Here is a 13,864-nt window from a genome sequence, read left to right as displayed (position 1 = left end):
GGAGGATGCAAATCACCGGGCTGCGGGAGGGGGGAAATCAGAGCTGCGCGCGGATCGCCCCGGTGTCGATGAGCGACCAGACCCGGAGGATTCGGCCCTCCTCGAGCTCGTGGAAGACGTTTTCGGCGAAGCGCACGCGCCGGCCGTTGACGGGGAGGCCGAAGAGCACGCCCGCGGGCGTGCCGTCGAAGGCGAGGCGGCTGGCGATCCGGGGCGGTTCGGACACGAGGAGCGCGATGGTGAAGCGGAGGTCGGGGATCGCGCGGAAATCCGCCGCGAGCAGGGCGCGGTAGCCGGCGAGGCCGAGCGGGCGGCCGTTGTGCTCGGCACGGGCGTGGACGAAGGCGCCGAGGCTCTCCCGGCCCTGCCGGTTGAGGCAGGCGATGTCGCCGCGGTAGAAGTCCGAGAGGCTCTCGGGGCTCATGGCGCGGCGCTCCCGGTGCGGCGGCCGGAGCCGGGTTTCCTCGCGCCTTCCGGTGGCGGTGCGGACGCGGCGGGACTTGGCATGAGGCGGTGGCCGTTCGGGATGCTGGGGGTGGGGCCGGCCTTGCGGGCCGGGCTCTCTGCGGTCTTCCTCTCCACCATGGCGGTCATGGGAGCCTTCCGCAATCGGGGTCCATGCGCCGGGGCTTTCGGCGTTAGGGGCGGTCGGGGCGCTGTTCGTGACGGTGCGGGTCTGGCTGGCCCCGGAGCCTCACATCCAGCGGCTGGCTCCGGCGAGCCATGCCGCCTGATCCGGGTAGCAGTCCTTGCAGGGCGTGAAGCCCTGCTGCCGGGCCGCTTCGGGCGTGTCGAAGAACCGCACGCCGTCGCGTTCCGGGCGGGTCCGGCAGATCGGCGAATGATAGATCCTGTCCGCGTCCCGGCCATAGACGAAGGTTCCCGCCGCCTTCACGTCGCAGGTTTCGATGGCGCGCCAGCGGCTTTCGTCATCGCACATGCCGCGGCTCCCGTCCTCGGGGCAGGCCGGGGCCCGCTAGAGCCGCGCGGCGATGGCCAGTGGCGCCGGGGCGCGCGGGACGTGATCCCGGAGCGGGACGGCGAGAAGCCCCTGCCATCGGGGGGATGGGGCGTTGCGGCGGGGTGATCGGATGCATTGTTCCTCCTCCGGTTTCCGGGGGAGGACGGAGCCGCTCGGCGCGCGCGCTTCGGGCATTTCCTCCTCCCCATGGCAGGATCATGCGGCGGGGGTGCAGCACCGGGCGATCCGTTTCTTGCGCTTAGATCAGGACAGGACGGCTTTCTCGCGCGGCCCGGGAGGCTCGGGCGGATCGGTGCCAGCCCTGGAGCGCGCGACGGCCTGCTCGCGGGCGCAGGGGCGTCCGCCGTGCATGGGGGAGAGACGATGCGGGGGCGGCCGCCCGCGCTGATGCAGGCTTCCGGTCGTCGCTTTGCGGGACAGGGGTTTCGGCAGAGGGCCTGCACCGATGGCCGGGCAAGGACGGAGCCCGCGCGCGGCAGGACCGCTCAGGAGAGGGAGGCAGATCGTGTGGAGGATGGGACCGGATGGCCCCCGGTCATCGGGCGTTTCCTCCTCCCCATGGCGGGATCATGCGGCGGGGGCGCGGCGCCGGGCGATCCGTTTCTTGCGCTTAGAGCAGGACAGGACGGCTTTCTCGCGCGGCCCGGGAGGTCTGGGGCGGATCGGGGGCTCGACGGCCTGCTCGCGGGCGCAGGGGCGTCCGGCGGGCATGGGGGAGAGACGATGCGGGGTCGGCCGCCCGCGCTGATGCGGGTTTCCGGTCGTCGCTTCGCGGGAAAGGGGTTTCGGCAGAGGGCCTGCACCGGTGGCCGGGCGAGGAGGGAGCCCGCGCGCGGCAGGGCCGCTCAGGAGAGGGAGGCAGGTCGTGTGGAGGATGGGACCGGATGGCCCCCGGTCATCGGGCGGGGCGCTGGCCCCGGTGGCGGGGCGCGGGTGGCGGGGCGCAGGGCCGAGGGCGCGGGGCGCACGGCCGCAGGTGGCGGGGCGGAGGGCCGAGGGGGCGGAGCGGGCCGGTCTTTCCCGGCCCGCGCGCCCTCGAGGGCGTCAGCCGAGTTCGGCCGCGGTGCGGATGAGCTTGCCGCAGAGGCCGTAGTCGATCGCCTCGGCGGCGGTCAGCCAGAAGTCGCGGCCGGTGTCCTTCTCGATCTTCTCCTGGCTCTGGCCGGTCGCCTCGGCGAAGAGCTTGTGGAAGCGCTCGCGCATGATGCGGATCTGCTCGGCCTGGATCATCATGTCGGTGGCCTGGCCGCCGATGCCGCCGCGCGGCTCGTGGAGCAGGAAGCGGGTGTTGGGCAGGCAGTAGCGGTTTTCCCGCGCGGCGCCGACGAAGATCAGCGCGCCCGCGCTCGCCACCCAGCCCGAGCCGATGGTGCGCACCGTCGGCTTGATGAACTGGATCACGTCATGGACCATGTCGCCGGATTCCACATGGCCGCCGGGCGAGGAAATGAAGACGTTGATCGGGTCGTCGCTCGCCTCGGCCAGCGCGAGAAGGTGGGTGACCGCGCGGCTTGCGAGCTTGTCGTTGATCTCGCCCGCGATGATGACGTTGCGGCTCCGGAAGAAGAGCGCGTCGATCCGGCCGGGCGCCTCCTTCTCTTCCGGCTTGTCGCCATCTTCCTGCTTTTCACGATCGTTGCGCAGGTTCGATACCATGTCGTTCTCCATGTCGGCTTCCGCCGGGGCCCGGGCCTTGCGCGGGGCGGCGGATCGGTCGCCAACTGTTGACGCCTAATCGCGCAGATCGCAAGGCAGATTGATGCCGCCCCCGCCCGGGCGCCCGCGCGGGCAGGTGGCGGGATTGGCGCGGATCACGCGAAGCCCGGGACCTCCGCCGCCGCCACGGCGCGCTTCAGGGCGGCGTAGCATTCGGGATCGATCGCCGACCCCACCATGGCGTCCATGATCTCGTAGGTCTTGCGGAGCGGGGTCGCTGCGCGATAGGGGCGCTCGGCCGTCAGGGCATCGAAGATGTCGGAGACGGTGAGCACCCGGACATCGCGCGAGAGCTCGGGCGCCCTCAGGCCGCGGGGATAGCCCTTGCCGTCGAGCCGCTCGTGATGGGCGCCGGCGAGCCGCGCCATCGGGCGGAACTGGTCGACCTGCGCGAGGATCTCTTCGCCCATCGCCGGGTGCCGCCTGATGACGTCGAATTCCGCATCGGTCAGCCGGGCGGGCTTGTCGAGGATGCGGTTCGAGACCCCGAGCTTGCCGATGTCGTGCATCAGCGCGGCGCGGCGCATCCAGCGCCGGGCCTCGGGCGCGTAGCCGAGCTCGGTGCAGATCAGGTCGGTGTAGAGCGCGACGCGCGCGGAATGGCCGTGGGTGAAGGGGCTCTTGGCGTCGATGACCCTGGCGAAGGCATGGACGACGTCGTCGAGGCCATCCTCGTCGAAGGCGCGCCCCGCCCGCGAGGGTTCGGCCACGAACACCCGCCGCGCGAGCTCCGGCCCCTCGAGTTCGGCCCAGAGCGCCGCGCCCCGGCCGCAGGCCAGTGCGGCCCGCGCCACCTCCGGGTCGAACCACCGCCCCGCGCGGGCGGCGATCTCGCTCATCGCGGCCTCGCGGCCCGCGCCGGTGTGGAAGACGTCGATGACCTGGGCGGCGAGCGCGATCCGGGAGAAGAGCGGGATCTCCCGGCCCCGGAGCCCGGCCGGGCGGCCGCCGCCGTCCCAGTGCTCGTCGAGCGCCTGGATCCCCGCGCAGACGGCGGCCGAGAACCCCATCATGCCGGCGATCTGCGCCCCCTGCTGGCAGCGGGTCTCGATCAGTTCGGCGACGATGGTGTCGGACTGCCGCAGGACCCTGGCCAGCGCCCCGAGGCGGCGCCGGAGATCGGCGCCCGGCCCGGTGTGGCGCAGCACGAAGGCCAGCGCCCCGCGCCGCGAGCCGTCCACGGTCTTGAAGGCGTGCTTGAAGGGCTGGTCGTCGGCCAGATAGAGCTGGCAGATCCGGGCGGCGTTGGAACTGCAGCCGAGATCCTTGAGGAGCAGCGTGTAGTAGAGATCAGCGATCCGGGCCTCGTCGAGGCCCATCTGCCGCGCGATCCGCATTCCGATCCAGCAGCTCCGCACGCAATGGCCCTTCGGCTGGCCTTCGGTGAGATCGAGCGCGTGGCTGAGCGCGCCGAGCACCTGGCCGAAGTTGAGGGCCGCCACGGGGGGTGCCTCGGGGGACCCCTCGGGGGGCGCCTCGGGCCGGGTGACCGCGGTCGGTGCCTCTCGGGCCATGATGCGCCTCGCTTCGAGCCTGGGGCCCGAAGCATGGCGCAGAGGATCTTAACAGACCGTGCCTGCGCCCCGGCGCGGGGCGCGCGGCGGGGGGCGGGCCGCTAGCGGAGCTTGAGGGTGGCGAGGCCGATCATCGCGAGGATGAGCGAGATGATCCAGAACCGGATGACGATCTGGGGCTCCGCCCAGCCGAGCTTCTCGAAATGGTGGTGGATCGGCGCCATGAGGAAGACGCGCTTCTTGGTGCGCTTGTAGTAGGCGACCTGGATGATGACCGAGAGCGCCTCGACGACGAAGAGGCCGCCGATGATCGCGAGCACGATCTCGTGCTTGGTCGCCACCGCGATGGCGCCGAGGGCGCCGCCGAGGGCGAGCGAGCCGGTGTCGCCCATGAAGACCGCCGCCGGCGGGGCGTTGTACCAGAGGAAGCCGAGCCCGCCGCCGATCAGGGCCGCGACGAAGATGGTGATCTCGCCGGTTCCGGGGACGAAATGCAGGCCGAGGTAGTCGGTGAAGTCCACGCGGCCGACGACATAGGCGATGATCCCGAGCGAGGCGGCGGCGATCATCACCGGCATGATCGCGAGCCCGTCGAGCCCGTCGGTGAGGTTGACCGCATTGGCCGCCCCCACGATCACGAACATGGCGAAGGGCACGAAGAAGACGCCGAGGTTCAGCAGGTAGCGCTTGAAGACCGGGAAGGCGAGGTCGCCGGAGAGATCGGCGGGGTGGAGATACATCGCCCAGGCCCCGGCGATCAGCGCGATCGCGAAGCCGGCGGCGAGCCGGATCCGGCCCGGCACCCCGGCATGGGTGTATTTCTTCACCTTGGCGTAGTCGTCGGCGAAGCCGATGAGGCCGAAGCCGAAGGTCACGAACATCACCAGCCAGACGAAGCCGTTGTCGAGCCGCGCCCAGATCAGGGTGGAGACGAGGAGCGCCGAGAGGATGAGGAGCCCGCCCATGGTCGGGGTGCCGGCCTTGGCGACGATATGGCCTTCCGGCCCGTCGGTGCGGATCGGCTGGCCCCGACCCTGGCGGAGGCGCAGCGTCTCGATGAGCGGCCGGCCGAACAGGAAGCCGAAGATGAGCGCCGTGAGGAAGGCACCGCCCGCGCGGAAGGTGATGTAACGGAAGACGTTGAGCAGACTGATGCTGTCGGAAAGGTCAGCGAGGTAATAGAGCATCGGGGATTTGCTATCCCTCCTCGGAGTTGGCAGGGCGTGCCTCGCCCAGCTGCTTGATGGCCTCGACCACGAGCCCCATGCGCGAGCCGAAGGAGCCCTTGACCATGGCGATGTCGCCCGCGTCAAGCAGGCGGCGTGCCCGCGCGGCCATCTGGGCCGAGGTCTGGAACCATTCGCCGCGCTGCGCGGCCGGGAGCGCCTCGTGGAGCGCCTGCATCCGCTTGCCCGCGCAATGCACGACCGAGATGCCCGCGAGCGCCGGGACGCGCGCGAGGCTGGCGTGGAGGGCGACCTCGCCGGGCCCGAGCTCGAGCATGTCGCCGAGGAAGGCGATGCGGCGGCCCTTGGCGACCCGGCCGACGCCATCGACCGGCTTTTCGGCGGCGAGCACCTCGAGGGTCGCGGCCATGGCGGCGGGATTGGCGTTGTAGCTCTCGTCGATGAGGGTGATCGCGCCGTCCATGCCGGCCGGGCCGAGGCGGACGGTCCAGCGCGCGCCGCGCCCGTCGGGGGGCGTCCAGTCGGCGAGCGCGATGGCGCCGCGGGCCATGTCGGCGCCGAGCGCCTCGACCGCGGCGAGGACACCGAGGCCATTCATCGCGAGGTGCCGCCCGCGCGCGGCGATGCGGAAGAGGAAGGGCCGGCCGTGGGCGCGCGCCGAGACCGCGGTGCCGGTGTCGGCGAAGCTGAGCCCGGTGAGCCGGAACTCGGGCCGGCCCAAGGTGCCGAAGCGCACCGCGCGGACCTTCTGCCGCCGGGCGGCGCGGAGCAGCACCGGGTAGGTCGGCGTGTCGCGGTTGAGCACGAGGGTGCCGCCGGGTTCGAGCCCGCGCGCGATCGAGGCCTTTTCGCGGGCGATGCCGGAGACATCGCCGAAGGCCGCGAGATGCACCGCCGCGACCGTGGTGATGAGCGCGACATGCGGCCGGGCGAGGCGGGCCAGCGGCTCGATCTCGCCGGGCGCGTTCATGCCGATCTCGATCACCGCGTAATCGGCGTCGCGCGGCATCCGGGCGAGCGTGAGCGGCACGCCCCAGTGGTTGTTGAAGCTCTTCTCGGCGGCATGGACCCGGCCCTCGGCGCCGAGCGCGGTGCGGAGCATCTCCTTGGAGCCGGTCTTGCCGACCGAACCGGTCACCGCGACGAGCTTGCCGCCGAAACGGGCCCGCCCGGCCGCTCCGAGCGCCCGCAGGGCGTCCATGACGTCGGGCACGATGAGGAGGGGCGCGTCGGCGGAAACGCCGTCAGGACGGCGCGAGACGAGCGCTGCGGCCGCGCCCTTCGCCAGCGCATCGGCGACGAAGTCGTGGCCGTCGCGCTGATCGGCGAGGGCGATGAAGAGATCGCCGGGCACGAGCGAGCGGGTGTCGATCGAGACGCCCTGCGCCGCCCAGTCAGGGCCGGAGCTGCCGCCGGTTGCCGCCACCGCCTCGTCGCGGGTCCAGAGCGGCGGTGTCATGCGCCGGTGCCGTCGAGGGCCGCCACCGCAACGCTCGCCTGCTCGATGTCATCGAAGGGCAGCACGTCGGAGCCGATGATCTGGCCGGTCTCGTGCCCCTTGCCGGCGATCAGCAGCGCGTCGCCGGGCTGGAGCGCGTCGACCGCGGTGAGGATCGCCTCGGCCCGGTCGCCGATCTCGGTCGCCTCGGGGCAGCCGGCCATCACCTCGGCCCGGATCGCGGCCGCATCCTCGGTGCGCGGGTTGTCGTCGGTGACGAAGACCACGTCGGCGGCCCTGGCCGCGGCCGCGCCCATGAGCGGGCGCTTGCCCCGGTCGCGGTCGCCGCCGGCGCCGAAGACGACGAGGAGCCGGCCCATCACATGCGGCCGGAGCGCGCGGAGCGCCGTCTCGATCGCATCGGGGGTGTGGGCGTAATCGACGAAGACCGAGGCGCCGCTCGTGCGCGTCGCGGCAAGCTCCATGCGGCCGCGGACCGTGCAGAGGTGCGGCAGGGCGGAAAAGACCGCCATGGGTTCGCTGCCCGAGCCGATGGCGAGCCCCGCCGCGACAAGCGCGTTATGGGCCTGGAAGCCGCCGATCAGGTCGAGGCGCACGCGCTGGCTCTTGCCGCTCCAGGAGAAGAGCACCTCCTGGCCGGTGGCATCGAAGCGCTGCGCGAGCAGGCGCAGGTCGCACATTTCCGAGCGGCCGACGGTCAGCAGCGCCTGGCCCCTGTCCTGTGCGGCCTGGAGCACGCGGGTGCCGTGGGGATCGTCGAGGTTGATGACGGCCGTGCCCTGGCGCGGCAGCACCCGCTCGAAGAGCCCGAGCTTGGCCTCGAAATAGGCCTCGAAATCCTGGTGGTAGTCGAGGTGGTCACGGGTGATGTTGGTGAAGCCCGCCGCCGAGAGGCGCACGCCGTCGAGGCGGAACTGGTCGAGCCCGTGGCTCGATGCCTCCATCGCGGCATGGGTCACGCCCATGTCGGCGAGCTCGTCGAGGAGGCGATGCAGGGTGATCGGCTCGGGCGTGGTGTGGCCGAGGGGGGCGGAGACCGCGCCCTCGACGCCCACGGTGCCGAAATTCACCGCGCGTTCCTCGAGCCCTTCCCAGATCTGGCGGGTGAAGCTCGCGACCGAGGTCTTGCCGTTGGTGCCGGTGACGGCGACGATCACGTCGGGCTGGCCGGAGAAGAAGCGCGCGGCGGCGATGGCGAGCACCCGGCGCGGCTGATCGGAGATGATGACGGGCACCCGGAGCGCGCCGCGCATCTCGCGCTCGGCAACCTCGAGGCCCTTGGCGTCGGTCAGCACCGCCACCGCGCCCATGCGGAGCGCGAAGGGCACGAACTCCGCGCCATGGACATTCGCCCCCGGCAGCGCCGCGAAGAGGTGGCCGGGCTCCGTCTGCCGGCTGTCGACCGAAAGGCCGGTAATTTCGGGCAGATTGCCCGACCAGTCGCCGCCGCGCCGCGTTCCGGCGAGAAGGCCGAGGGCCTCGAAACCCATGAGGGTATCGGTCCGTTCCGTTCCGCTCATCACGCCCCGTGTGCCGTGTGTTCCGGCCACCGGGCTATTCGTTTCCTGCGAGCGTGTAAAGCACCGGGGTCGCCTCCTTGCCGGGGACCTGCGGGCGGAGGCCCATCACCGGCGCGATCCGGGCGAGTACCTTGGCCGCGACCGGGGCGGCGGTGAGGCCCGCGGTGCGGAAGCGGGTGCCGTTGATGATGGTCTCGGGCTCGTCGAGGGTGACGATGAGCACGTATTTCGGATCGGAGGCCGGGAAGAACCCGGCGAGCGTCGAGATCACCTTGTTGCGGGCATAGCCGCCGGTGGCGTCGGGCTTGTCGGCGGTGCCGGTCTTGGCGGCGAGCTCGTAGCCCTCGACCTCAGCCTTGGTCGCGGTGCCGCGCACCACGACCTGGCGCATCATCTGGCGCAGCTCGCGCGAGGTGCGCTCGGAGATCACCTGGGGCGCGGCGGTCTTGTCGATGCCCGGGCGCTCGATGAGCGAGGGCGTCACCCGGTAGCCGCCGTTGGCCAGCGCGGCATAGGCGGCGGCGAGATGCATCGGCGTCACCGCGATGCCGTGGCCGTAGGAGATCGTCATCGTGGTGAGATCGGACCAGCGCTCGGGCAGCAGGGGCTTGGCGCGGCGCGCCTCGGGCAGCTCGATCTGCAGCGGATCGAAGAGGCCGAGGCGATCCAGGAAGGCGCGCTGAGCCCCTGCCCCTTCCTCGATCGCGAGCCGCGCCGAGCCGATGTTGGAGGATTTCACCAGCACTTCGGTGACGCTGAGCCGCGGGCCGTAGTCGTGGAAATCGCGGATGGTGTAGCGGCCCCAGCGCATCGGCCCCTTGGTGTCGATGACGGTCTGGGGCGAGACGAGGCCGCTCTCGAGCGCAAGCGCCACGGTGATCGGCTTGAAGGTGGAGCCGAGCTCGTAGCGGCCCTGGGCGGCGCGGTTGAAGAGCGGGCTGTCGGCGGGATCGCCCGAGACCGGCAGCGCCGGACGGTCGTTCACGTCGAAATCGGGCAGGCTCGCCATCGCCCGGATCTGGCCGGTGTCGGCCTCCATCAGGATCGCCGAGGCGCCCTTGGCGTTCATTTCCGCCATGCCGTCGGCGAGCACTTCCTCGAGGACGATCTGCGCGCCGAGGTCGATCGAGAGCCGGAGCGGCTCGCCGATGTGCTCGGGATCGCGCAGCCGCGCGTCCTCGGTGAGCTCGATGCCGGCACTTCCCACCACTTCCGCGGCCCGCACCCCTTCGCGGCCGAAGCTGGTGGCGCCGAGCACATGGGAGGCCACCGCGCCGTTGGGATAGAGGCGCGCCTCGCGCGGGCCGAAGAGCAGGCCCGGCTCGCCGAGATCGTGGACGAGCTGGCGCTGTTCGGGCGAGATCGTGCGCTTGATCCACATGAACTTGCGCCCGCTGGTGAAGCGGTCGCGCAGGGCGGCGGCGTCGAGATCGGGGAAGATGCGCGCGAGCCCGTCGGCGGCGGCGATCGGATCGACCATCTCGGCGGGCTGGGCATAGAGCGAGGCGGTGACGATGTTGGTCGCGAGGATCGCGCCGTTGCGGTCGGTGATGTCGGCGCGCCGGGCGGTGATCGGCACGGCATCGGCCTCGGCCCGCGGCTCGGCGGGCACCGCGGCCGAGACCAGCGCCATGCGGCCCGCGACGGTCGAGAAGCCGAGCACGAAGACGGCGCCGAGCAGGATCAGCCGGGCCTCGGCCTTCTTGCGCTCGGCCCTGCGGCTGGCGGCGACGCGCGCGGCGCGTTCCTCGGCCTCGATCAGGTTGGGATCGGTTCCGGCATCGCGGGCGGAGAGGACGCGGGCGAGCGGGCGGAGCGGACGGCGGATCATCGGTTCTTTCCTCCAGCGGCGGCGTCTTGCAGGGCATCGGGCTGCGGCGGATAGGCGACCATGGCCGCCTCGCCGAACTGCTCCGGGGTGAGCGGAACGAGCCCGAGTTCGTCGGAATAGGCCGCGACGAGCGTCGTCAGCCGGTCGGGGCGATTGAGATAGGCCCATTCGGCATGGAGCACGCCGAGCGCCTCCTGCTCGCGGGCGATCTTGACCTGGAGCGCGGCGACGCGGCCGAGCGCTTCCTGCGCGGCGTAGTTCACCCGGTAGGCCCAGGTGGCGCAGACCGCGACGAAGACGATCGCGGAGAGATGGAAGACGACCTTCATCCGACACACCCCCAGAGCGCCACGGGCGGCAGGCCCAGTTCGGCGGGATCAAGCCGGACGGCGGGCGCATCGAGCCGCCGGCCGAGGCGGAGCTTTGCCGAGCGCGCACGCGGGTTTGCAGCGAGTTCCTCGTCGCTCGGGGTGATCGCCTTGCGGAGCGCGCGGGCGAAGCGCGGCTCGTCCTCGTCCTGTTCGGGCGCGTGGCGGCTGCCCTTGGGCTGTCCGCCCGAGGCGGCCTGGAAGAAGCGCTTCACGATGCGGTCCTCCAGCGAATGGAAGGTCACCACCGCAAGCCAGCCGCCGGGGGCGAGCACGCTTTCGGCCGCGGCGAGGCCGCGGTCGAGCTCGCCAAGCTCGTCGTTCACCGCGATGCGGAGCGCCTGGAAGCTGCGGGTGGCGGGATGCGGCTCGCCCGGGCGCTGGCGGCGGGAACAGCTCTCGATGAGGCCCGCGAGCTGGCGGGTGGTGCTGAAGGGCGCGGTCTTGCGCGCGTTCACGATCGCCCGCGCGAGCCGGCGCGCGTTGCGCTCCTCGCCGAGCTGGAAAAGGATGTCGGCCAGGTCGGCTTCGGGCAGGCCGTTGACGAGATCGGCGGCGGAGGGCCCGCTCTGCCCCATCCGCATGTCGAGCGGGCCTTCCTTCTGGAAGGAAAAGCCGCGCTCGGCCTGGTCGATCTGCATCGAGGAGACGCCGATGTCGAGCACGACGCCATCGAGGCGCGGGGCGCCGGCCGCGGCGGCGATCTCGTCGAGCTCGCCGAAGCAGCCCTGCCGGAGGTCGAGCCGGTCGCCGTAGCTGGCGGCCCAGGAGGCGGCGCGTTCGAAGGCTTCCGGGTCGCGGTCGACGCCGATCACCCGCTCGGCGCCGGCCTCGAGCAGGGCGCGGCTGTAGCCGCCGGCCCCGAAGGTGCCGTCCAGCCAGACGCCGGAGACGGGCGAGACCGCCTCGATCAGCGGCTCAAGGAGAACCGGGATATGCGGAGAGACGGGGCCCATCATCATGATCCGCTCCCGCTGCCCTCGATCATCGCGAAAAGGCTTTCCATGCCATCAAGCCCGCCATGTTCGTCCATCTTCTCCGCGATTCCCGCATTGTCGGCGTCATAGGCGGTGGGCGACCAGATCTGGAAATGATCGCCCATGCCCGCGAAGACCGCCTCGCCTTCGATTTCGAATTCCTGCCGGAGCTTGGCCGGCAGGATGATGCGCCCGTTGTCGTCGACCTGGGCGTCCATGCTCTTGGTGTTGATGAGGCGCTCCGCGATACGGCGGCGATCGGAGAATCGCGGCAGGGCCGAGATCATCTCGTCGATCTCCTCCATGCCCTCCATGGTGTAGCCCTCGATCCGGCCCTTGAATCCGTAGATCAGCACGAAGGTCGCCGCCCGGTCCTTGTTGTCGCGATCCCAGTCGGGGTCGCCCTCCTCGATGACGCGCCGAAACGAGGCGGGGACGGACACGCGTCCCTTCTGGTCCACCTTATGGACCGATTCGCCTCTGAAGCGCCGTTTCACCGGCCGGTCTCCTGTCCTTCACACCGGAGCGAAACAAAAGGCGGGCCGTGCAGTCTCAATGCACGACCCGCCGCTTGGTCCGTTCTGGGGGCCTGGGCCCGACTGCGTCCGTTTGTGTGGTCTGCTCTGCTCTTTTGTGTCCGCGTCGGGTCTTCAATGTTTTCGGAAAGCGGCGGGCCTGTATGAAACCTGCCGTTTTTTTTGTTTTTCGCGGAGCTTGCTGCCCCTGTCCGAATTCCGCTGCCTTCCGTGAATTTTGGATACCATGGGAATTTGTACAACTCAATGGATTTTTATGCCACTCCATGGACATGACGCGACTTTCTCATCTCACATTTGCATCAATTTTGACCGAACCTGTGGTACCGAGGCAGTGGTTGCGTATCGCGCTGCGGGATAACACAAGATATGCCGGCAACTTAGAGTTGTGTTGCAAAGCAGCAATCCGCGCCTAATCCGAGCCTGGAAATCGCGATGACGGAGGGGGGGCGGAATCGCGCACGAAGAGGCCCGAATCGAGCCTCTGGTGGCATGCCGTTCCATGGGATCGGCGGCGCGCGCGGACGGCCTGTAAGCCGGATTCTGTGACGCGCCCGGAGGGGCGCGACGATGACCATTCCTCTTGGCCCGCCGTCGCCGACGGGCTCGAGCAGCCAACCCGGACCGCTCGGGCGGAAGATCCCTGGGGCAGAGCCCCGCGCGGTCCCTATTTGGCCTTGCTCCTGGCGGGGCTTGCCGTGCCGCTGCCGTTGCCGGAAGCGCGGTGGGCTCTTACCCCACCGTTTCACCCTTGCCCCCGGCCCGGAGGCCGAAGGCGGTCTGTTCTCTGTGGCGCTTTCCCTCGGGTTGCCCCGGGCGGGCGTTACCCGCCGCCATTCCTTCCTGGAGTCCGGACTTTCCTCGACCCGATCCGGGCCGCGGCCATCCAGCCATCCGCGCCCGATCCGGTCTAGGGGCGGCGCACGCGGCGGTCAATCGGCCCCGGAACGCCGCGCGGGAGGCGTGGCCATCCGGCCACGCGGGGGTGGGATGTACCACACCGACCCGGCCGCGGCCGCCGGGCCGGCAGCTCTCTCCACGCCCCCGCAGGCCGCGGGGCCAGAGAGGGCCCGAGGCCCGGTCAGGCGGGAGAATCGGGGGGACGCAGCGGCGGGCTGCAGAGACGCTATATATACATGTATCGCGGCGGCGCCCCGGTTGCCTTCCCCGCGGGCTTTCGCGTCAGGAAAGCGAGGCCGGGAGGGCGTCGGGATCGAAGCGGCACCACTCCGCGGCCTTCAGCCAGACAGCGGTGAAGCCCGAGAGCGAATAGGTGTCGAAGATGCGAAACGCGCCTTCGTGCGTGACGCCGATCTCCACGACATCGCCGTCGCGCAGCGCCGCCACCGTCTCGGCAGCAAAGCCGTTCGTCATCGAAGCCTCGACCGTGGGCTCGCCGAACGCGTCGATGCCCTGCAGGATGGCCATCTCGTCGGAGAGCCAGGTCGGGGTGCCATCGAAGATGAGCGCGATCTCGTCATACACGTCGAGCGGCAGCGGATCATGGCGGAACCAGACCGGGATATAGCTGAGCACGCCGTCGTAGCCGTTCTCGCCGATGGAGAAGAGGAGCGCGCCGTTGCCGTCGCCGCCGGTCCGAAGCTCGCAGGCGCCGGTATCGGTCATGCGGACACGCCAGGCGCCGTGCTCCCAGAAATTGCTGTCGGCCTGGGCCGGGGCGGCAAGGACACCCGCGACGGCAAGGGGGATGGCAAGGGCAAGGGGTGCGAAACGGCGCATGACTGGAACTCCGGGCTTTCGGAAAACACCGGAG

General features: G+C 70.8%; 12 protein-coding genes and 1 other RNA gene. All 13 read right to left on the bottom strand.

Annotated elements, in window-relative coordinates; translation table 11 throughout:
• Positions 1-37: 37 nt before the first annotated feature.
• The 13 genes from ACF66B_RS16675 to ACF66B_RS16615 all read right to left on the bottom strand — a co-directional run bounded on the left by ACF66B_RS16675 (position 38) and on the right by ACF66B_RS16615 (position 13,830).
• Positions 38-424 carry an ester cyclase gene (locus tag ACF66B_RS16675; protein WP_111429859.1) on the bottom strand — a complete coding sequence of 129 codons (387 nt, stop codon included), beginning with the start codon at positions 422-424 and terminating at the stop codon, positions 38-40.
• Between the two features lie 270 nt (positions 425-694).
• On the bottom strand, positions 695-940 hold the full coding sequence (locus ACF66B_RS16670; protein WP_111429860.1) for an Ada metal-binding domain-containing protein: 246 nt from the start codon (positions 938-940) through the stop codon (positions 695-697).
• A 1,086-nt stretch (positions 941-2,026) separates the two neighbouring features.
• Positions 2,027-2,650 (bottom strand): ATP-dependent Clp protease proteolytic subunit, encoded by a 624-nt coding sequence (locus ACF66B_RS16665; RefSeq protein ID WP_392663329.1) that lies wholly within the window; start codon positions 2,648-2,650, stop codon positions 2,027-2,029.
• Positions 2,651-2,793: 143 nt separating this feature from the next.
• Positions 2,794-4,212: an HD domain-containing phosphohydrolase gene (locus ACF66B_RS16660; protein ID WP_111429861.1), complete on the bottom strand. Its 1,419-nt coding sequence runs from the start codon at positions 4,210-4,212 to the stop codon at positions 2,794-2,796.
• Positions 4,213-4,313: 101 nt separating this feature from the next.
• Positions 4,314-5,399 (bottom strand): phospho-N-acetylmuramoyl-pentapeptide-transferase, encoded by a 1,086-nt coding sequence (gene mraY / locus ACF66B_RS16655; protein WP_111429862.1) that lies wholly within the window; start codon positions 5,397-5,399, stop codon positions 4,314-4,316.
• A gap of 10 nt (positions 5,400-5,409) precedes the next feature.
• Entirely contained in the window at positions 5,410-6,858 is a 1,449-nt protein-coding gene (gene murF / locus ACF66B_RS16650; RefSeq protein WP_111429863.1) for a UDP-N-acetylmuramoyl-tripeptide--D-alanyl-D-alanine ligase, read from the bottom strand.
• Positions 6,855-8,378 carry a UDP-N-acetylmuramoyl-L-alanyl-D-glutamate--2,6-diaminopimelate ligase gene (locus tag ACF66B_RS16645; protein ID WP_392663325.1) on the bottom strand — a complete coding sequence of 508 codons (1,524 nt, stop codon included), beginning with the start codon at positions 8,376-8,378 and terminating at the stop codon, positions 6,855-6,857. Before ACF66B_RS16645 ends, murF begins: the two co-directional genes overlap by 4 nt.
• Before the next feature lie 34 nt (positions 8,379-8,412).
• Entirely contained in the window at positions 8,413-10,209 is a 1,797-nt protein-coding gene (locus ACF66B_RS16640) for a penicillin-binding protein 2 (RefSeq protein ID WP_111429864.1), read from the bottom strand.
• On the bottom strand, positions 10,206-10,538 hold the full coding sequence (locus tag ACF66B_RS16635) for a cell division protein FtsL (RefSeq protein ID WP_111429865.1): 333 nt from the start codon (positions 10,536-10,538) through the stop codon (positions 10,206-10,208). Before ACF66B_RS16635 ends, ACF66B_RS16640 begins: the two co-directional genes overlap by 4 nt.
• Positions 10,535-11,536: a 16S rRNA (cytosine(1402)-N(4))-methyltransferase RsmH gene (gene rsmH, locus ACF66B_RS16630; protein WP_392664892.1), complete on the bottom strand. Its 1,002-nt coding sequence runs from the start codon at positions 11,534-11,536 to the stop codon at positions 10,535-10,537. The genes ACF66B_RS16635 and rsmH overlap by 4 nt, the downstream gene beginning before the upstream one ends.
• Positions 11,536-12,051 (bottom strand): division/cell wall cluster transcriptional repressor MraZ, encoded by a 516-nt coding sequence (mraZ, locus tag ACF66B_RS16625; protein WP_111429866.1) that lies wholly within the window; start codon positions 12,049-12,051, stop codon positions 11,536-11,538. The genes rsmH and mraZ overlap by 1 nt, the downstream gene beginning before the upstream one ends.
• A 555-nt stretch (positions 12,052-12,606) precedes the next feature.
• Positions 12,607-12,988: RNase P RNA component class A (gene rnpB / locus ACF66B_RS16620), an RNA gene on the bottom strand.
• 284 nt (positions 12,989-13,272) lie between these two features.
• A complete protein-coding gene (locus ACF66B_RS16615) occupies positions 13,273-13,830 on the bottom strand; it encodes a hypothetical protein (protein ID WP_111429867.1) in 558 nt (185 codons plus the stop codon).
• Between the last annotated feature and the right edge of the window lie 34 nt (positions 13,831-13,864).

The sequence above is a fragment of the Amaricoccus sp. B4 genome, assembly GCF_043226085.1.
Lineage (GTDB): Bacteria > Pseudomonadota > Alphaproteobacteria > Rhodobacterales > Rhodobacteraceae > Amaricoccus.
The sequence above is the reverse complement of the archived record's forward strand: the minus strand, read 5'-3'. Positions and strand labels throughout refer to the sequence as shown.

Bases quoted from the DNA above. Each gene is read 5' to 3' on its own strand.
- ACF66B_RS16675 (WP_111429859.1), bottom strand. From the start codon at position 424: ATGAGCCCCGAGAGCCTCTCGGACTTCTACCGCGGCGACATCGCCTGC.
- ACF66B_RS16670 (WP_111429860.1), bottom strand. From the start codon at position 940: ATGTGCGATGACGAAAGCCGCTGGCGCGCCATCGAAACCTGCGACGTG.
- ACF66B_RS16665 (WP_392663329.1), bottom strand. From the start codon at position 2,650: ATGGAGAACGACATGGTATCGAACCTGCGCAACGATCGTGAAAAGCAG.
- ACF66B_RS16660 (WP_111429861.1), bottom strand. From the start codon at position 4,212: ATGGCCCGAGAGGCACCGACCGCGGTCACCCGGCCCGAGGCGCCCCCC.
- mraY (WP_111429862.1), bottom strand. From the start codon at position 5,399: ATGCTCTATTACCTCGCTGACCTTTCCGACAGCATCAGTCTGCTCAAC.
- murF (WP_111429863.1), bottom strand. From the start codon at position 6,858: ATGACACCGCCGCTCTGGACCCGCGACGAGGCGGTGGCGGCAACCGGC.
- ACF66B_RS16645 (WP_392663325.1), bottom strand. From the start codon at position 8,378: ATGAGCGGAACGGAACGGACCGATACCCTCATGGGTTTCGAGGCCCTC.
- ACF66B_RS16640 (WP_111429864.1), bottom strand. From the start codon at position 10,209: ATGATCCGCCGTCCGCTCCGCCCGCTCGCCCGCGTCCTCTCCGCCCGC.
- ACF66B_RS16635 (WP_111429865.1), bottom strand. From the start codon at position 10,538: ATGAAGGTCGTCTTCCATCTCTCCGCGATCGTCTTCGTCGCGGTCTGC.
- rsmH (WP_392664892.1), bottom strand. From the start codon at position 11,536: ATGATGGGCCCCGTCTCTCCGCATATCCCGGTTCTCCTTGAGCCGCTG.
- ACF66B_RS16615 (WP_111429867.1), bottom strand. From the start codon at position 13,830: ATGCGCCGTTTCGCACCCCTTGCCCTTGCCATCCCCCTTGCCGTCGCG.